The following is an 18,041-nucleotide window of genomic DNA, read 5'->3' on the forward strand; positions in this document are numbered from 1 at the left end:
TCGCAGCAAATTTTACAAATGATTGCGGGCATTTCGTCCGACCGGACGGTCGGCGATTGCGCCGGCGTTGCCATCGCCGTGCGGTAAAGCGCGCGCCGCAGGTGTCGACGTGGATGTGACGAACGCCGTCGAGACAGGCGTCGATTTTGTCAATAGCGCATTGCAGAATATGAAGACATTGCGAGCATCGCGGCGCGCGATACCCACAATCGTGGCGCGAGGGCACGCCCGAAGAAACCGCGCGTGACCTCGGAAAGACAGACGACGAAATTGACGGCTTAACCTCTCGGTCGACGCAGATCGAACATCGGCCCGATCTCGGCATAGTCACCGAGATAGCCTGCACGCATCACCGGATGCGCCTTGGCCGTATCGAAGAGACCGTCCTCGCGCAGATATTCGCGGCGGATGTGCACCCCGACCACCTGTCCGAGCGCCAGCCAGTTGTCCATCGGCTTGCCGTCGAGATCCTGCATGCGCACGATCTGCAGCAGTTTGCACTCGAGCGACGCAGGCGACTCGGCCACGTGAGGCACATCGACATTGACGCCGGGCGCCTTCGTCAATCCCGCCAGTTCGAACTCGTCGACCTCGTGCGGCACCGGCGCCGACGTCTGGTTCATCTGGGCGACGAGAGACTTGCTTGTCAGATTCCAGACGAACTCGCGCGTGGCTTCGATGTTGGCGATGGAATCCTTGTAGCCCTCACTGCAAAAGCCGATGATCGGCGGGAATGTCGCGAAGGCGCCGAAGAAGCTGTAGGGCGCGAGATTGGTTCGGCCCGACGGATCGCGGCTGGAGATCCAGCCAATGACACGCGGCGCCACGATCGCCTTGAAAGGGTCGTGAGACAGACCGTGACCTTTGGCGGGGTCGTAGAAATGAACGTCGTTGGACATGAGGGGGTGCCGACTAGGTTGAGGAGCTTGTCGGCGATGCTAACGCACTCTGCCAACTCGCGTCGCCTACCCCCTACCCTGCGATGCGATCACACGGACGCGCGACGCCCGAGCCGCTCAATCAACACCCGGTGCGCAGGCCACTGTGCGGCGAGCGCCGCCGCGTCTGCCATCTCGAAGTCCTCGAACGCAAACCCCGGGGCGACCGTACATCCGACCAGCGAATAGCGTGTCGACGGTGCAGGCTGCGCCGCGAACCAGTGCCCCGCGGGCACCACGTGCTGAAGCTGCTCGCCTGCAGTAACATCGGCGCCGAGATTCGTCGTCGTTAGCTTGCCGGTGGGGTCGATCTCGTGAATCCATAGCGTGCCGCCGAGATGGAAATGCCAGATCTCATCGCTGCGAATCCGGTGGAAGGCAGAGAAATCGCCTGCTTCCAGCAAATAGAGAATCGCGGTGGAAATGTTCCGCTCGCCCGAGAAGCCATCCGGCAGCGCGTGCGCAGCCATGGTGCCAGACGCGCGGTACGTCTCTCGGTAGTGCCCGCCTTCCGGATGCGGCTGTAGATGCAAAGACGTGACGAGATCGGCGGCAGACGGCATGACGGACTCCGGAGTAGTCATCGTGGGAATCGAAACGAGTGCACTGCACGCGAGTGGGCAACACAATATCGCATTGCGGTCGTCGCCCAGCAGCAGCCTGCGAGCGATTCATCAGGCAAAACAAAAATTCCGCACGGCAAAACATTCGGCCGTGACACGGGCCCGATCCTCGGCATGCCGAGAACGGCATAAACAAAGGTTCGCAGCGCGATTTCGGCAGGCGCCGGCGAGAATTGCCGAATTATGCGACGATTGCCGGGTTGCGTCGCGCAAGGCGACGCGTTTTTCATTGCACGCGCCGCCACGGCGCCGTCAGACCATGCCCGCCACACTCAAGATCGATTTTGTCTCCGATGTCGCCTGTCCCTGGTGCGCCATCGGCCTTGCCTCGCTGAAGACGGCACTCGGCCGTCTGGGCAACGAGGTCGAAGCCGACCTGCAATTCAGCCCGTTCGAACTCAATCCGGACATGCCGGCCGAAGGCGTCGCGCTCGCCGATTACATGTCGCAGAAGTACGGATTGTCGCCGGAACAGTTGGCACAGAATCAGGCGAACATCAGCGCACGCGCGGCAGCCGAAGGCTTCCCGATGCGCATGGATCTGCGCACGCACGCGTACAACACGTTCGATGCCCATCGACTGCTGCACTGGGCGCAAACGATCGGCCACGACAAGCAACTGGCACTCAAGGAAGCGCTGTTCCGTGCGTACTTCGTCGACGGCAAGCGCACCAGCGATCCGGAAGTCCTGGTCGACGCCGTGCAGCAAGCCGGTCTCGACGCAACGCGCGCCCGTGAAATTCTCTCGACCGACGAGTACGCCGAACAGGTACGTGCGCTCGAACGTCATTATCAGAATCTCGGCATCCGCTCGGTGCCCGCGATCATCTTCAATAACCGCCATCTCGTGAGCGGCGGCCAGCCCCCGGAAGTCTTCGAACAGGCTATCCGTCAGATTCTGGCCGAGGGCTGATCCGTGATGTCGTCGCTCCCCCCGACCGCCGATACGCCGGCGGCTGGCGCCCCTGCCGGGACGCAATCGCAAGAACCACCGACCACCGGACGCGGCCTCGCCATGACGGCGATCTTGCTCGCCGTCTCGCTCGCCAGCCTCGATACCGCCATCGCCAACACGGCCCTGCCGCAAATGGCGCTCGATCTGAACACGACGCCTTCGGCATCGGTCTGGATCGTGAATGCCTACCAACTCGCGATGGTCGCCACGTTGCTCCCCTTCGCGTCGCTGGGCGAGCGCGTGGGTCACAAGCGCGTGTTCATGTGGGGCGTGGCGGTGTTTCTCCTCGCGTCGCTGCTGTGCGCCCTGTCGCCAACGCTCGGCTTTCTGGCCGGCGCTCGTGTCTTGCAGGGCGTGGGAGCGGCAGCGGTGATGAGTGTGAACATCGCACTCATCCGCTTCCTCTACCCGGCCAATCAGTTGGGACGCGGCGTCGGACTAAACGCGCTCATCGTGGGCATTTCGTTTGCCATCGGACCGACGATCGCCTCTCTCGTGCTGGCGTTCGCCAGTTGGCCGTGGCTGTTCCTGATCAATGTGCCAACGGCACTGCTGGCGCTGGCCTTCTCGCGACGCAATCTACCGGACACGCCGCGCAGCGAGCACAAGCCCGACATGATCGCCGCGTTGCTCAATGTGCTGACGTTTTCGCTGTTGATCTTTGCATTGAGCCAAAGCGCGCAGCAGGCGGACTGGCATCTGACGCTGGGGTGCTTTGTCGGCGCACTGGTGTTCGGCTGGGCGCTGATTCGCCGTGAGCGAGGCCATCGCGCGCCAATGCTGCCGGTCGACCTGCTGCGCCTGCCCGCGTTTGCGCTGTCGACGATCACGGCCATCTGCGCGTTCGCGACGCAGGGGCTTGGGCTGGTGTCATTGCCGTTCTATTTCGAGAACGTGCTGCATCGCAGTCCCATCGAAACCGGCTTTCTGATGACGCCGTGGCCGTTCTTCGTGGCCGCGATTGCGCCGCTGGCGGGGCGACTGTCGGATCGCTATCCGCCCGGCGCACTGGGCGCGATCGGTCTGGCAATGCTCAGCGTGGGCATGGCGTTGCTCGCGATCATGCCCGAGCATGCGGCGCTGTGGGACATCAGTTGGCGGATGGCACTGTGCGGTCTGGGTTTCGGCTTTTTCCAATCGCCGAATCTGAAAGCCTTCATGCACAGCGCTCCGCCCGAGCGCAGCGGCGGCGCCAGCGGCATGGTGGGTACGTCGCGGCTGCTGGGGCAGGCAACGGGCGCGGCACTCGTCGCGCTCGCACTCGGCCTGGCAGGCACGCACGGCTCGACGTGGGCACTGGCGTGGGGAGCGGCATTCTCGGCCGCCGGATGTCTCGCCAGCGGCTTGCGATTGATGCCCCGACGCGCCTGATCACGTCCAGAAGCCGGCATCGGAAAAAAGCCCCGCCTCGCGCGGGGCTTTCTTATTTTCGGGCGCCCTTGCATTCGGCGCTTGCATATTGGCAATGTTTGAGTACACTCGATACTGTACAAAAACACAGTATTTTCATCTTCTCCCAAACCGAGGAGCACGCCAGTGAACCCCATAGCCAAAGGGCACTTTGATATCCAGCTCGAGCCGCAGACGTTAAGCGGTGTTGCCGAGAGCACCGGGCTAGGCCGTTTGTCGTTGAACAAGACCTATCACGGCGACTTGCAGGCAACCAGTCAGGGAGAGATGTTGTCATTCCGCAGCAGCACTCAGGGCTCTGCCGGCTACGTGGCGATGGAAAAGGTCAGCGGCACCCTGCACGGCCGCAGCGGCACGTTCGTGCTCCAGCACAGTGCCACCATGACACGCGGCGCACCTGCGCAGTCCATCAACGTTGTCCCCGACTCCGGCACCGACGCGTTGTCCGGGATTTCCGGAAGTCTGATCATCACCATCGCCGACGGCAAGCATTTCTACACGTTCGACTACGCCCTGCCGGAAGCGCGTGACGGCGCGCACGGCTGAGTCATCCGTCAGGAGAGAGACATGAGCACGCAAGGCATCGATCGTCAGATCGACAATATCGAATTCAAAGTGGCCGACATTGCTCGCAGCAAGGCCTTCTATGGCAGCGTTTTCGGCTGGACTTTCACCGATTACGGCCCGACGTACACGGAATTCAGCGACGGCCGACTCACCGGCGGCTTCACCACCGGCGAAGCCCGGCCGGGGGGTCCACTGATCATCCTGTACGCGAACGATCTCGCAGAAACGCAACGCCGCATCGAAGCCGCGGGCGCGACGATCACCCTTCCCGTCTTCTCGTTTCCGGGCGGCCGACGCTTTCACTTCACCGATCCGGACGGCTACGAACTCGCTGTCTGGTCGGCCGCGCAATAAGACCGACGCCCTTAATCGAGACGCTGCCAGACCGAAATCGGCACGTCTCCATTCGGTCGAGGGGTGACGCGATAGCTCAACTCACGACCTTTCAAGTCGTAGGTTCGTTTCTGCTGCTGTCCCTCCCAATTCGGAAAGGAAGCGTTCTGAATGTGGAAAGTCAGCGTTCCTGCTACCGGGTCGACGCTGAGCGTGCCGAAGTGCGTGCTGGACCCCATGACCGCGGCGTTGTACTCGGCGGGCGTCGCGACGCTCTTGTCCCCAGAGGCGAATTTTGGACGCTCCGACTTGAATATTTGCAGCGAATAGTGCCCCTGGCCGTCGATAAACAGCATTCCCTTCGGAGCCGCCCCATAGTCGCGCGTGCGTGACCCATCGGGATGCTGGACATCTGCGGCAACCAGCGTCCACGTTCCTGCCAACGATGTACCCCCTCCCGGCGCTTCGGCCTGCGTCACGCTCGTCACGAGTGCGCATGCGAGAACAACGACTCCCGAGGTAACGCGCTTGACAATCATCTGACCAGTCATACCGTACTTCCTCCACATCAACATTCAAGGTTCGAAACTGGCTCGTATCGAGCGAGTTGAAGCGCATCGGATCGCAATGCGCTCTTACGGATACTAGCCACCCAAATGTTTAGTGGGTGCGATAATTCGGCATCGATCATTCAGAATATCTGAACTATGGCTCAACCCAACCTCGATATGGATGCGTTGCGCACCCTCCTGGCCACGCAAAAACTTGGCGGTCTGAATCGCGCGGCGGAACGCATCGGCCGCTCGCAATCGGCGGTTAGCCAGCAGATGCGCAAGCTGGAAGAACAGGTCGGCATGCCGATGTTCCGGCGACAGGGGCGTGGGCTGGTACTGACCGAGACCGGCGAATTGATACTGTCCTACGCGCATCGCATTCTCGAACTCAACGACGAAGCGATACGCGCCGTCCGGGGCGCATCGATCGAGGGCGTCGTGCGCTTCGGCCTGCCCGGCGATTTCGCCGAAACATGGCTTCCGAAAGCGTTGGGACAATTTAAGAAAACACATCCGCGGGTACGCGTGGACGTTGCCGTTGAACGCAACGGCATGTTGCTCGAGCGATTGGATCGTGGGGAACTCGATCTGGTGCTCGCAATGGGATACGAACACCGTCCCGATGCCGAACGCCTGGCGACGTTGCCGATGACGTGGATCGGGCCGGCCGGAAGCGGCGTTGTCCTGACGCCGGGCGTTCCGTTGGATCTGGCGTTGTACAACCCGCCATGCTTCTTCCGCCGTGCCGGCATCAGCGCCCTCGATAGCGCCAACATTTCCTGGCGTTTGGCCTACACCACCGCCAGCCTCCGGAGTCTCTGGTCAGGGGTCGAGGCCGGCCTGGGCGTCACATTGCGAACCGCCTCCGGCATGCCCAGCACGTTAAGACGACTCGGAGAGAAAGACGGCCTCCCGCCGTTACCGTCCGTCGATCTCTGCCTGCATGCGGCGACGGACGACATCTCACCGGCGCTGGCACAACTCAAACGCGCCGTCGTCGAGAACGCGACGGCGAATCTGAATGGCGACGCCTGACCAATCACTCGCGTCTCACTCCACCGTCACCGACTTCGCCAGATTTCTTGGCTTGTCCACATCGGTGCCTCGTGCCACCGCAGCGTGATACGCGAGCAATTGCATCGGGATGGTGTGAAGAATGGGCGATAGCAGACCGTAGTGCTCATTGAGCCGGATCACGTCGATATCCGCACCGGGTGACAGGCCGCAATCGCTATCGGCAAACACATAGAGCTTGCCATTGCGTGCGCTCACTTCGTGCATGTTCGACTTGAGCTTCTCCAGCAGACGGTCGTTCGGCGCCACCGCGACCACGGGCATTTCGTCGCTCACCAACGCAAGCGGCCCGTGCTTCAGTTCCCCCGCCGGATACGCTTCCGCGTGAATGTACGAGATTTCCTTCATCTTCAGCGCGCCTTCCATCGCGACCGGAAAATGCAGACCGCGGCCAAGAAATAGAATGTCCTGCCGGCGCGTCAATTGCTCCGCCCACGCGATGATTTGCGGCTCCAGTGCCAGCACCTTCGCAATGGCGTCCGGCAGATGCCGAAGGGCACGCAGATGTTGCTGCTCGTCGTCGTCCGTCAGACGCTTGCGGCTTTGTGCCAGCGTCAGCGCCAGCAAGAACAGCGCGACAAGCTGCGTCGTGAACGCCTTCGTCGACGCCACACCGATCTCGACTCCCGCCCGCGTGAAGAACGTCAACGCGCACTCGCGAGCCAAGGCACTCGTCGCCACGTTGCAAATCGCCAGCGTGTGATGCATCCCTCGCTGCTTCGCCACATGCACAGCCCCCAGCACATCGGCGGTCTCGCCGCTTTGCGAGACGGCGACCACCAGCGTATTCGGATTCGCCACGCTGTCGCGATAGCGATACTCGCTCGCGATCTCCACGTTCACAGGCAGTTGCGCAAGACTTTCGATCCAGTACTTCGCCGTCAACGCCGCGTGGTAACTGCCACCGCAAGCGAGCAGAAGCACAGAGTCCACGGTATTGAACACCCGCCAAGCGTTGTCGCCGAACAGCTCCGGCATGATCGACGTCACGTCCTGTAATGTGTCCGCCACCGCGCGCGGTTGCTCGAAGATTTCCTTTTGCATGTAATAGCGATACGGCCCGAGATCGGCCGCCCCGGTATGCGCGGCGACCCGATTGACCGGACGCTCGCCCCGCTGGCCCTGCGCATCCACGATCCAGTAGCGGTGAAGCTGAACGTCCGCCACATCGCCGTTCTCCAGATACACGATCTGATCGGTGACGTTCGCGAGCGCAATCGCATCGGACGCGAGGAAATTCTCCCCCTCCCCCACACCGACGATCAGCGGCATGCCGTCGCGCGCACCGACCAGCCGATGCGGCTCGTCACGGCAAATCACCGCTATGGCGTAGCTGCCGCGCAACTGTGCTGCGGCCGCCTTCACAGCGTCGAACAGATCGCCGTCGTAAAGATGGTCGATCAGGTGCGCAATGACTTCGCTGTCGGTCTGACTCGCAAAGCGATAGCCCTGCGCCTCAAGCGTCGCACGCAACGCCTCGTGATTCTCGATGATGCCGTTGTGCGAAAGCGCAATGCGCGGCGCCTCGGCGTTCGGCGAGAAGTGCGGATGCGCATTGTCGGTGATCGGTTTGCCGTGCGTTGCCCAACGGGTATGAGCAATGCCGGTGTAACCCGTCAGTCCGGTCCGCGCGATTTCGTCCTGAAGATTCGCCACGCGCTCGACGCTGCGCGCACGCACCAAGGCCCGGTCGCGATAAAGCGCGACACCGCACGAGTCATACCCGCGATATTCCAGACGCTTCAGACCGTCGACCAGATTGGGGACGATGTCCCGCTGCGCGACCGCGCCGATGATTCCACACATAACGCCTCTCAGAAATGATTCGTGGTCAGCCAGTGAAGCGATGGTAGAGTTATCGAATTGAAATTAATCTTCAATATTTTGTCTTTTGTGAAATATAAATTCACAGAAATTCATTTGTGAAATTTAATTTCACATCTCGCTTTACAGGAGGCCTCATGGCCGGCGTTACGCTAGACGACTTGGACTTGCGAATCCTGAGCGTGCTGCAAGCCGATTCGTCCCTATCGAATCTCGAATTGTCGAGACGTGTCCACGCGTCCGCACCAACGTGTCTGCGCCGGGTGCGCGCGCTCGTCGACGCCGGCGTCATTGCGCGCCAGATCGCCATCATCGATCCGTCGAAGCTGGGACCGACGCTGAGCGCGGTCGTCGAAGTAAGTCTCGACCGGCAAGCGGCCGAGGACTACGACGCCTTCGAGTCGTACATTTGCGCAGAGCCTGTCGTCACCCAGTGCTATCGCGTCTCGCCGGGGCCGGACTTCGTGGTCATCGCCGAAGTCCGCGATATGGCGGAATACGACGAACTCGCACGCCGGTTGTTCAAAAGCTCGGCGAACATTCGCAATGTGCGCACGTTCTTTTCGACACGCTGCGCGAAATTCGAGGCCAACGCTCGCATTCTTCCGATTCGTTCGAATGCGTCTCGCTGATTGAAAATGTTCATTTGAACATTCGATATCGTCATTTGAATGTCATGCACGGCTGTCAAAGTGGCGCCCATTCCAGAATGAATGTGCACGCCACAACCGCCCGATGGACCTTTCCGAACGCCAGACCCGCATCGTTGCCTTGTTTCGCCAACACGGCGAAATAAGTGTCGATGCGCTCGCCGACCACTTCGGCGTGGCCACCCAGACGATTCGCCGCGACGTCAACACGTTGTGCGACGCCAATGTGCTGCGCCGCTATCACGGCGGGGCACGCCTGCTCACGCCGGGGCCGAACCAGCCGTATGAAGTGCGTCGCGTGCGCAATCTCGAAGGCAAGCTGCGCATCGGTCAGGCAGCGGCCGAACGCATTCCCGATGGCGCCACCGTTCTCCTTGGCATCGGCACGACACCGGAGCAAGTCGCCGTGGCCCTCGTTCATCGCAAGCGTTTGTGCGTCATCACCAACAACCTGCGCGCGGCGCTGGTGCTCGCCAGTAACCCCGAACATCGCGTGATCGTTCCCGGTGGCGAACTGCGATCGCCGAATCCGGAAATTCTTGGCGACGAGGCCGACCGTCTGTTCCGCGCCTATCGCGCCGACGTCGGCGTGTATAGCGTGGGCGGCATCGACGACGACGGTACGCTGCTCGATTACGACCGCCACGAAGCCGCGTCGCGCGAAGCGCTGCGCGACGCCAGCCGCTACCGCATTCTCGTCGCAGACACATACAAGTTCTCGCGCAAGCCCAGCGTGCGAGGCGGCCAGCTTGACGAACAGGATCTCGTCATCACCGACGGTCCGTTGCCCGACCCGTTGTGCGGGCATTTGCAGTTATCGGTCGTGTCACCGGTTTCCCCCGAAATTCTTGTCGTCTGACGCAACATCGTTCGTTGCCCCTTCGCCACTTTTTCCACCTTCGCCCCGAGACCGCCCGTTATGCATGCCGCCGCCCCCAGCTTCCCACGCTCTCGCCCCCGGCCATCCCGCCCCATGTGGACGCGCTTCGCGGCCGCGAGTCTCGCCGCGCTAACGTGTGTCTTTGGCACGATGACGCCCACCGTTGCCAGCGCCGCCCCGCTGATCGTGGCGCATCGCGGCGGCACCGGCGATACGCCGGAGAACACGGTGAAGGCGTTCACCAACGCGTTGCAGAACGGCGCGCAAGCGCTATGGATGACGGTGCAAGTCACGCGCGACGGCGTACCGGTGATGTACCGTCCGGCCGATCTTTCCGCGCTGACGGACGGACGGGGCAAGCTCGCGGACGTCGACTACGCCGACGTGCGCAAGCTCAACGCGGGCTATGCCTTCTCACGCAAGGGCGCCGATGGGCAAGCCGTCTATCCCTACCGCGACCACCCACTGCCGATACCCACCTTGCGCGAGGCACTGGCGGCTGTGCCCGCCAACGTGCCCGTGTTGCTCGACATGAAGCAAACGCCTGCTGCACCGCTGGTCGAAGCCGTTATCGAGGTGCTCGATGAGACCAACGCCTGGTCGCGCGTGCGTCTTTACTCGACAGAGGCCGAAGCGACCGATCGCATGCGTGCTCGCCGCCCGCAGGCACAGCTGTTCGAGTCGCGGGACGCCACCCGCAATCGCCTCGTCGCCGCCGCACTCGCCGGGCAATGCGCCGCACCCCCCGCCCCCGGCACTTGGGCCGGCATCGAATTCCATCGACAGGTGGAAGTCGTGGAGCGCTTCACGCTCGGCGAGGGAATTTCGAAAGTCGTGGCGAACTGGTGGACGCCGGCCGCCGTGCAATGCTTCAAGTCGCGTGGTGATGTGCATCTCGTCGCCTTCGGTGTCGAGACGCCGCAAGACTTCGAAACCGCGTCGCAACTGGGTTTCGATGCCGTGATGACCGATTCCCCTGCCCGCCTGCGCGCGGCATTGACCAACCAGGGGCAAGCCACAGCCAAGTAATTCCCCGATTCATGAGCTTCGCTCTGGCCGCGTGCTGAACACCCCTTCGCGCGGCCTGATTCTCCGCTGAGATCAGACAACATCACAACGGAGAGTCGATTTTCATATTTTTAGGATTCCTACTTTTAATCACGATGCAACAACACGGCGCATGACGTCGAAAAAAGCATCGCCCCTCACGGCTACGCACACAGGAAACACACCATGAAGTCTCTTGCTCGCTCCCCTCTCGCCCGCGCTGCCGCGCTCATCATCGGCTGCGGCGCCACCACGCTCGCGCACGCCCAGTCGAACATCACGTTGTACGGCATTGTCGACGGCGGCATTGGCTACGCCAGCAATGTCGCCAGCGTCACCCGGGCTGGCGCTGCCGGCCGTCCTGCCGTCGTCAATGGCGCATCGAATTACGCATTCCAGAGCGGCACGTGGCAAGGCAGCCGCTGGGGCATGCAGGGCACCGAGGACCTCGGCAATGGCCTGAAGGCACTTTTCCGTCTCGAGAACGGCTTCAACATCGGCAACGGAACCGCAAGTCAGGGCGGCGCCGAATTCGGACGCCATGCTTACGTCGGTCTGCAAGACAAGGCCTACGGCACGGTCACGCTCGGCCGCCAGTACGACCCGCTGATCGATCTGGTCGGCTCGGTCGGCGGCACGGCATTGCTCTCGGGCGTTGCGGCGCATCCCGGCGACGTCGACAACCTAGATCACAGCTCTCGCGTGAACAACAGCGTGAAATACCGTTCGCCGACGTGGGGCGGCTTCACCTTCGGCGCCATGTACGGCTTCGGCGGCCAGCCGGGCACGATGGGACGCCAGAACACGTGGGGGCTCGCCGGTCAGTATGCCAACGGCCCGATCACCTGGGGCGTCGGCTACTCGCACGCCAACAACGACAAGGCGAGCGCCACCGACACCACCATCGGAAGCTGGGCCGGGTCGTCCGAATCGGCCTTCGCGTCGTCGATCAACGCGGGTTACGCCAGCGCGAAAGCTCGCGACATCATCGCGACGTCGATGACTTACCAGATCGGCAACACCACGCTGGGTGCGAACTACAGCCACACCGAGTACTCGGCAGGCAGCTACTCGCGCTTTACCCGCACCGCCAAGTTCGACTCGGTCGGCGTGCTGGCGATGTATCGCTTCACCAACGCGTTCCGACTGGGAGGCGGCTATAGCTTCACAAACGTGAATGCACCGGCCGCCAACGCCTCGGGCGCGAAGTACCACCAGTTCAACCTTGCGGCGTTCTACAACCTGTCCAAGCGCACCGAGTTGTATGCGCTGGCGGGCTACCAGAAGGCGTCCGGCAGCACGCTCGACGCCTTCGGCAACGTGATCGACGCCACGGCCTCGGTCGGCGACGCGGCGAACGGCATGTCGTCGGCGACGAACTCGCAGACGGTCGTGCGTCTGGGCGTCAGCCACGTTTTCTAAGCCTGAAACACAAACCGGCCGGTGGCGTGCGATTGACGCACGTCACCGGCCGGTCTTGTGTTACCTGCGATCCTACTTAAGCCGCTTAAGCCGCTTAAGCCGCCTGTGCCGGCAGCGCCGGCACGAGCGTGACGCGCGGTGGCGGCAGCATCGTCACGGCATGCATCTGGGCGCGCAACCAATCGCGCGGACTGCTCCCCGTCTTACGGCGGAACGCGCGCGCAAGGGCCGACGCGCTTTCGTACCCCACCTCTTCCGCCACACGCGCAATCGGCTGACCGTCGCGCAGACGCTTCTGTGCAAGACCGATACGCCAGTCCAGCAGATAGTCCGCCGGCGACTGCCCGATGACCTCGCGAAACTGCGCGGCGAAGTTGGCCCGCGACATATTCGCCGTCCCCGCAAGCGACTCCACCGTCCACGCTTCGCCCGGCTGATTGTGAATCACATGTAGCGCCCGCGCGAGTCGTGGATCGGACAATCCGGCCAGCATGCCGCGACTGACGATGCGCTGCTCCAGCACATGGCGCAACAACTGGATGACGAGCAGTTCGAATAACCTGTCCATGACGGCAAGGCGTCCGCACTGCGCACCGAACGCCTCAGTGAACAGCCAGTTCAGCGTGAGTTCGAGCGTGGAGAGCGATTTCGTCGGAAGCACGAGGTATTCCGGCAGCGCCGCCACCAGCGGATTGTTGTGGCCACCGTCGAAAGACAGCGAACCGCAGACCAATTCCGTTCTCGCGGCATCGCCCGAGAGCAATTGATGATGATTGCGGCGTGGAAAGAAAATCAACGACGGTTCGACGATGTCCTGCCGCGAGCCGTCTTCGAGCACTAACGCGACTTCGCCAGCGCGTAGCAAATGCAAGTGTCCGCCGTCATGCGCGTCAATGCCATAGCTGGCAATACCGCACAGGCCGCCGCTATGAAACACGCCGGCGCGAACGCCGAAATTCGAGATCAGGGTGGAGAGCCGGTCCATGGCGCACTCAAGTTATCTAACCCGGTGCGCCGATTATGGAGGATTTGGCCAACGCTTGCTTGGGACCGGCATTTTTCCGTTCAATGACGATTCACACTTCAGGCGCGGTTGTCGCCCACGTTGGCGCCCGTGCCGATTTCCGCACGGACTTCAGCGCGCGAACGACCGGCCGAGGAACGTTGTTGCAGCAACGACGGATACGTCTGGAGCGATTGGTCGAGTTGGCCGGAGGCACGCGCCTGACGCAATTCCTCGCGCACCTGTGCGCGGGTGACGCCTTGCGTGGTAGCCGGTTGACCCACATCGGCGGTCTGCGTGTCGGCGAAGGCCGAAGCGGAAGCCAGCGTAGCGGTAGCGATCAGGGCAGCAGCGAAAATACGAGCGTTCATGATGAAACTCCTTTCGTTCGGCACTGAGTGCCGGTTGTCGATTTCCTCGATGCGCCTGCCTGACGCCTTGAAGGGCTGGGCAAGTGCTATCGGGTACGACTCAAGATTACGAAAGGGCGGGGCAAATTTCGCGGCTGCACGTCCGCAAGATGCGACCAATCGTCCAGATCTCGCGATCGCCATTAACCAGCGCTATGGCGTCGATAGCGAACGTCGATAAACGGAACCAAAAGTCGGAAAAATGCTGAAAAACAGGCAGAAATGCGGATGAAGCGGAGAGGGAATTACGATTCGGTCACGCGCCGCTTGACCTGGATGTCTGCGATGGGAATGGCGGCGGCCACGGCATCGCCGAGCAAGCGCCGCAACACGGCCGGCTGAGCGACCAGATCGGCCAACGTGTAGCCGTCCAGCACCGCGAAGTAGGCACGCAACGCCTCGCCCAGCACGCCTCGCAGATGGCACGCCGACGTGATCACGCAAGCGTTCTCGCCCTGACGGAAGCATTCGACCATCGCGAAGTCAGGCTCCATCGCCCGCACGACGTCTCCCAGTCCGATGCGCTCCGGTGCGCGTCCCAGACGAATCCCGCCGGAACGGCCGCGCACCGTATGCAGGAAGCCCAGTTGACCGAGCTTCTGCACGATCTTCACGAGATGGTTCTTGGGAATGTCGAACGCCTCCGCCACGGATTGCACGTGCACCAGCTCGTCGGGATGAACCGCAACGTAGATCAGGGTGCGCAAACTGTAATCGGTATGGTCGGTGAGTCGCATTCAGCGGGAGCGGCGGGAACGAACGGGGCGGCACGGCGTGCCGCCCGGCAATCTTGCGAGCCAGTTTAACATGGCCTTGATAGGCATCTTATACGCCGCCAGAGCCCTGCGCGATGCCATTTCCCACCCTCCCGCCCCGCCGCGACTAACCTTTGACGGCCCCGGCCAGCGCCGCCGGCCGAGTCGCGTTGCCGCGGCGTGTTCTCCAGCGTTGCGTCCACACGAGCCATTCGCCCACGATGCCACGGCGGAACAACAGCACGCACAGCACGAAGATCACGCCCGTGACCACGCTCACCATCGAACCCAGGCCGGTGAACGCCTGCCAACCCGTTGCCTGCGCCAGCCAGTTGCCGATGTCGCCGAGCTTGGTTTCCAGCGAGACGATCAGCAACGCGCCGACGACCGGCCCGAAGCGGGTTCCCATGCCGCCGACCAGCGTCATCAGAATGACCGATCCCGAGAGCGACCAATGCACGTCGGACAGCGTGGCAAAGCCGAGAACCAGCGTTTTCAACGCCCCCGCAAGGCCCGCCACTGCGGCGGAAAGGACAAACGCCAGCAGTTTGAAACGCTCCGCCTCATAGCCCAATGAAATCGCGCGTGGCTCGTTCTCCTTGATGGCCGCCAACACGCGGCCGAAGGGAGACGCAATCACCCGCGACATCAGCGCGAACGTTGCGGCGACCACGGCGAGCACCACGAAATACAACGCGAGATCGTGATCCAGCGATACGCCGAAAAGCGTCTGACGAGGCACGCCCTGCAATCCGTCCTCTCCCCCGGTGAATGGCGCTTGCAGGCAAAAGAAATAGAACATCTGCGCGAAGGCAAGCGTGATCATGGCGAAGTAGATACCCTGCCGACGGATCGCGAACAGACCGAAGATCAACCCGAACACGGCGCCGGTCGCAACGCCAGTCAACACCCCGGCCAGCGGCGACCATGCCAGGTCGCGCATCGCATACCCCGCGAAGTACGCGGCCCCGCCGAAGAACGCGGCATGACCGAACGACAACAAGCCCGTGTAGCCGAGCACCAGATTGAGCGAGCAGGCAAACAGCGCAAAGCACAGCACCTTCATCGCGAAGACGGGATAGACACCGAGGGCGGGCAACGCCGCCAGCAGCACGAGCAACACAAGATCGAAACGGTATTGACGCATCATCGACGACTCACTTGTAGGCATAACCACCGAACAGACCATGCGGGCGCACCAGCAGCACGAGCGCCATGATCACGAACACGACCGTGGCCGAAGCCTCCGGGTACCAAAGTTTGGTCAGTCCCTCCAGCACCCCGAGGGCGAGCCCCGTGACGACCGATCCGGCAATCGAGCCCATGCCACCGATCACCACGATGGCGAAGACGGTCACGATCATCGGCTGCCCCATGATCGGGGAGACTTGCATGATCGGCGCCGCCAGCACACCGGCAAACGCCGCCAGCGCGGCACCGAACGCATACGTGAGCGTGACCATGAGCGGTACGTTCACGCCGAACGTCTCGACGAGCCTGGCATTCTCGGTGCCGGCTCGCAGCAGGGCCCCGATTCGCGTGCGCTCGATGACAAACCACGTGAGCGCGCAAGCGGCTAGCGACGCGACCACGACCCACGCGCGATAGTTCGGCAACACCATGAACGGCAGACGCGTGGCACCGGCGAGCAACGCCGGCCCCTCGAACGACATGCCCGACACGCCATACGCCGACCGGCCCAGCCCTTCGATGATGAGCGTGAGCCCGAGCGTGAGCAGCAGCCCGTACAGATGATCGAGCTTGTAGATGCGCGAGAGCAGCCCGCGCTCGATGGCCGCGCCCAGCAAACCGGCCGTCAGCGGCGCGATCACCAGCATCGCCCAGTAGTTCAGCCCGAGGTACTGACCGCCCATCCACGCAACAAGCGCGCCGATCATGAAGAGCGCTCCGTGGGCAAAGTTGATGACGTTGAGCAAGCCGAAGATAACCGACAGGCCCAGACTCAGCACGGCATAAAAGCAGCCGTTGACCAGCCCCAGCATCAGTTGGCTGAGCAACGCCGGCAGAGGAATATCGAAAGGATTCACGGCAATGACCTTCTGAACGGGTTACACGTTGAGCAGCGTCTGGAGCGCCTGCGTGTGGGCGGGCAATCGGTCGGCGTCGAATTGCAGCGCGATGCGGCCGTGCTCCATCACGTAAAAGCGGTCGGCCAGCGGGGCCGCGAAGTGAAAGTTCTGTTCGACGAGCACGATGGTGTAGCCACGCGACTTGAGCGTCCCGATCATGCGCGCGAGCGTGCGCACGATGGCGGGCGCCAGCCCCTCGGAGATCTCGTCGAGCAGCAACAGCCGCACACCCGTGCGCAGAATGCGCGCAATGGCCAGCATCTGCTGTTCCCCACCGGAGAGCCGTGTGCCCGGACTGTGCCGGCGTTCGGCGAGGTTCGGGAACATCGCGTAGATCTCGTCCAGCGACATCCCGGATTGGCCGGCTTGCTTCGGCGCCAGTACCGCCGGCAGCAGCAGGTTTTCCTCGCACGACAGACTGGCGAAGATGCCCCGCTCCTCCGGACAGAAACCCACGCCGCATCGCGCGATCTTGCGCGTGGGCAGGCCAACCGTCTCGCGTCCGAAGATCCTGACCGACCCCTCCCGGGTATCCGTGAGGCCGAGAATGGCGCGCAATGTCGTGCTGCGGCCCGCGCCATTTCGTCCCAGCAGGCTGACCACCTCCCCTTGCCCGGCCACCAGATCGACACCGTGAAGAATGTGCGACTCGCCATACCACGCTTGCAAACCGCTCACCGCAAGCGCCGGAACGCTGGCCGCGACCAGCGAGGATTCGTGTGCCTTCATGCGTGCGCTCCCTCCAGTACGGCGTCTGCCGAGCCCATATAGGCTTCGCGCACGCGGGCGTCGGCGGTAACGGTGGCGTAATCGCCTTCGGCCAGAATCTCGCCCCGTTGCAACACGGTGATCGTGTCGGCAATGCCGGACACGACTTTCATGTTGTGCTCGACCATCAGCACCGTGCGCCCTGCGGCCACTTGCCGGATGAGCGCTGCCACCCTTTCGACATCCTCATGCCCCATGCCTTGCGTGGGCTCGTCGAGCAGCATGACGTCGGGCTCCATCGCAAGGGTGGTGGCAATTTCCAGCGCCCGTTTGCGTCCATAGGGCAACGACACGGTCAACTCGTCGGCATAGGCGGCGATGCCCACCTCGTCGAGCAATGCCATCGCGCGGGTATCCAGATCGCCCAAACCCCGTGTGCTGCGCCAGAAGTGATAGGACTGACCGGTGGCACGTTGCAGTGCCACGCGCACGTTTTCGATCACGGACAGATGTCCGAACACCGCCGAGATCTGGAACGAGCGAATCATGCCGCGCCGCGCCACTGCCGCCGGGGCGAGCCGGGTAATGTCTTCGCCCCGATAGACAATCTGGCCCGAGGTCGGCGTCAGGAACTTCGTGAGCAGGTTGAAGCACGTTGTCTTGCCTGCGCCGTTCGGGCCGATGAGGGCATGAATCGCACCGCGCCGGACCTTCAGGTCAACGCTATCCACCGCAGTGAAGCCGCGAAATGCCTTGGTCAGCCCCCGGGTTTCGAGAATGATGTCGTCGTGATGCATG

The 18,041-nt window shown here is 62.6% G+C and carries 21 protein-coding genes; 10 read left to right on the forward strand and 11 right to left on the reverse strand.

Annotated features, from left to right (window positions below; genetic code table 11):
* Window positions 1–278 precede the first annotated feature (278 nt).
* Window positions 279–899 carry a flavin reductase family protein gene (locus PI93_RS19630; RefSeq protein WP_039369492.1) on the reverse strand — a complete coding sequence of 207 codons (621 nt, stop codon included), beginning with the start codon at window positions 897–899 and terminating at the stop codon, window positions 279–281.
* An 89-nt stretch (window positions 900–988) separates the two neighbouring features.
* On the reverse strand, window positions 989–1,522 hold the full coding sequence (locus PI93_RS19635) for a cupin domain-containing protein (protein WP_236105785.1): 534 nt from the start codon (window positions 1,520–1,522) through the stop codon (window positions 989–991).
* A 298-nt stretch (window positions 1,523–1,820) separates the two neighbouring features.
* On the opposite strand from PI93_RS19635, the gene PI93_RS19640 reads away from it, so the two are divergent.
* The 4 genes from PI93_RS19640 to PI93_RS19655 all read left to right on the forward strand — a co-directional run bounded on the left by PI93_RS19640 (window position 1,821) and on the right by PI93_RS19655 (window position 4,847).
* Complete coding sequence (locus tag PI93_RS19640) at window positions 1,821–2,474, forward strand: DsbA family oxidoreductase (RefSeq protein ID WP_039369682.1); 654 nt, start codon at window positions 1,821–1,823, stop codon at window positions 2,472–2,474.
* A gap of 6 nt (window positions 2,475–2,480) precedes the next feature.
* Window positions 2,481–3,887 carry an MFS transporter gene (locus PI93_RS19645; RefSeq protein WP_039369497.1) on the forward strand — a complete coding sequence of 469 codons (1,407 nt, stop codon included), beginning with the start codon at window positions 2,481–2,483 and terminating at the stop codon, window positions 3,885–3,887.
* A 165-nt stretch (window positions 3,888–4,052) separates the two neighbouring features.
* The gene (locus PI93_RS19650) at window positions 4,053–4,472 is read left to right on the forward strand and encodes a DUF3224 domain-containing protein (RefSeq protein WP_039369500.1); all 420 of its coding nucleotides are present in this window, start codon (window positions 4,053–4,055) and stop codon (window positions 4,470–4,472) included.
* Between the two features lie 21 nt (window positions 4,473–4,493).
* Window positions 4,494–4,847, forward strand: a complete 354-nt coding sequence (locus PI93_RS19655) for a VOC family protein (RefSeq protein ID WP_039369503.1) — start codon at window positions 4,494–4,496, stop codon at window positions 4,845–4,847.
* 11 nt (window positions 4,848–4,858) lie between these two features.
* Here the strand turns inward: PI93_RS19655 and PI93_RS19660 are convergent, their stop codons facing one another.
* The gene (locus PI93_RS19660) at window positions 4,859–5,365 is read right to left on the reverse strand and encodes a lipocalin-like domain-containing protein (protein WP_236105778.1); all 507 of its coding nucleotides are present in this window, start codon (window positions 5,363–5,365) and stop codon (window positions 4,859–4,861) included.
* A 168-nt stretch (window positions 5,366–5,533) separates the two neighbouring features.
* Between PI93_RS19660 and PI93_RS19665 the strand changes: the two genes are divergently transcribed.
* Window positions 5,534–6,415, forward strand: coding sequence for a LysR substrate-binding domain-containing protein (locus tag PI93_RS19665; protein ID WP_039369504.1), 882 nt, complete (start codon window positions 5,534–5,536; stop codon window positions 6,413–6,415).
* A gap of 15 nt (window positions 6,416–6,430) precedes the next feature.
* On the opposite strand, the gene glmS is transcribed toward PI93_RS19665, so the two are convergent.
* The gene (gene glmS / locus PI93_RS19670) at window positions 6,431–8,260 is read right to left on the reverse strand and encodes a glutamine--fructose-6-phosphate transaminase (isomerizing) (protein WP_039369507.1); all 1,830 of its coding nucleotides are present in this window, start codon (window positions 8,258–8,260) and stop codon (window positions 6,431–6,433) included.
* A 155-nt stretch (window positions 8,261–8,415) separates the two neighbouring features.
* On the opposite strand from glmS, the gene PI93_RS19675 reads away from it, so the two are divergent.
* From PI93_RS19675 to PI93_RS19690, 4 genes are all read left to right on the forward strand, one after another.
* Complete coding sequence (locus PI93_RS19675; protein WP_039369509.1) at window positions 8,416–8,910, forward strand: Lrp/AsnC family transcriptional regulator; 495 nt, start codon at window positions 8,416–8,418, stop codon at window positions 8,908–8,910.
* Window positions 8,911–9,013: 103 nt separating this feature from the next.
* Entirely contained in the window at window positions 9,014–9,787 is a 774-nt protein-coding gene (locus tag PI93_RS19680; RefSeq protein WP_039369513.1) for a DeoR/GlpR family DNA-binding transcription regulator, read from the forward strand.
* Window positions 9,788–9,901: 114 nt separating this feature from the next.
* Window positions 9,902–10,837 (forward strand): glycerophosphodiester phosphodiesterase family protein, encoded by a 936-nt coding sequence (locus PI93_RS19685; protein WP_039369515.1) that lies wholly within the window; start codon window positions 9,902–9,904, stop codon window positions 10,835–10,837.
* 204 nt (window positions 10,838–11,041) lie between these two features.
* A complete protein-coding gene (locus PI93_RS19690; protein WP_039369517.1) occupies window positions 11,042–12,277 on the forward strand; it encodes a porin in 1,236 nt (411 codons plus the stop codon).
* Between the two features lie 94 nt (window positions 12,278–12,371).
* On the opposite strand, the gene PI93_RS19695 is transcribed toward PI93_RS19690, so the two are convergent.
* Window positions 12,372–13,262, reverse strand: a complete 891-nt coding sequence (locus PI93_RS19695) for an AraC family transcriptional regulator (RefSeq protein ID WP_080759148.1) — start codon at window positions 13,260–13,262, stop codon at window positions 12,372–12,374.
* A 98-nt stretch (window positions 13,263–13,360) separates the two neighbouring features.
* Window positions 13,361–13,651 carry a DUF4148 domain-containing protein gene (locus tag PI93_RS19700; RefSeq protein WP_039369519.1) on the reverse strand — a complete coding sequence of 97 codons (291 nt, stop codon included), beginning with the start codon at window positions 13,649–13,651 and terminating at the stop codon, window positions 13,361–13,363.
* Here PI93_RS19700 and PI93_RS19705 point away from each other — a divergent pair.
* Window positions 13,650–13,871, forward strand: a complete 222-nt coding sequence (locus tag PI93_RS19705) for a hypothetical protein (protein WP_158453299.1) — start codon at window positions 13,650–13,652, stop codon at window positions 13,869–13,871. The two genes, PI93_RS19700 and PI93_RS19705, sit on opposite strands and share 2 nt — an antisense overlap.
* 64 nt (window positions 13,872–13,935) lie before the next feature.
* Here PI93_RS19705 and PI93_RS19710 read toward each other — a convergent pair whose 3' ends face one another.
* The 5 genes from PI93_RS19710 to PI93_RS19730 form a co-directional block, all read right to left on the reverse strand.
* Window positions 13,936–14,427: an Rrf2 family transcriptional regulator gene (locus PI93_RS19710; RefSeq protein WP_039369521.1), complete on the reverse strand. Its 492-nt coding sequence runs from the start codon at window positions 14,425–14,427 to the stop codon at window positions 13,936–13,938.
* A gap of 145 nt (window positions 14,428–14,572) precedes the next feature.
* Window positions 14,573–15,595 (reverse strand): branched-chain amino acid ABC transporter permease, encoded by a 1,023-nt coding sequence (locus PI93_RS19715; protein ID WP_080759150.1) that lies wholly within the window; start codon window positions 15,593–15,595, stop codon window positions 14,573–14,575.
* Between the two features lie 7 nt (window positions 15,596–15,602).
* The gene (locus tag PI93_RS19720; protein WP_039369525.1) at window positions 15,603–16,493 is read right to left on the reverse strand and encodes a branched-chain amino acid ABC transporter permease; all 891 of its coding nucleotides are present in this window, start codon (window positions 16,491–16,493) and stop codon (window positions 15,603–15,605) included.
* A gap of 21 nt (window positions 16,494–16,514) precedes the next feature.
* Window positions 16,515–17,264 carry an ABC transporter ATP-binding protein gene (locus tag PI93_RS19725; protein ID WP_052240610.1) on the reverse strand — a complete coding sequence of 250 codons (750 nt, stop codon included), beginning with the start codon at window positions 17,262–17,264 and terminating at the stop codon, window positions 16,515–16,517.
* Window positions 17,261–18,040, reverse strand: coding sequence for an ABC transporter ATP-binding protein (locus PI93_RS19730; RefSeq protein ID WP_039369528.1), 780 nt, complete (start codon window positions 18,038–18,040; stop codon window positions 17,261–17,263). Before PI93_RS19730 ends, PI93_RS19725 begins: the two co-directional genes overlap by 4 nt.
* Between the last annotated feature and the right edge of the window lies 1 nt (window position 18,041).

Source organism: Pandoraea fibrosis, from assembly GCF_000807775.2.
Taxonomy (GTDB): domain Bacteria; phylum Pseudomonadota; class Gammaproteobacteria; order Burkholderiales; family Burkholderiaceae; genus Pandoraea; species Pandoraea fibrosis.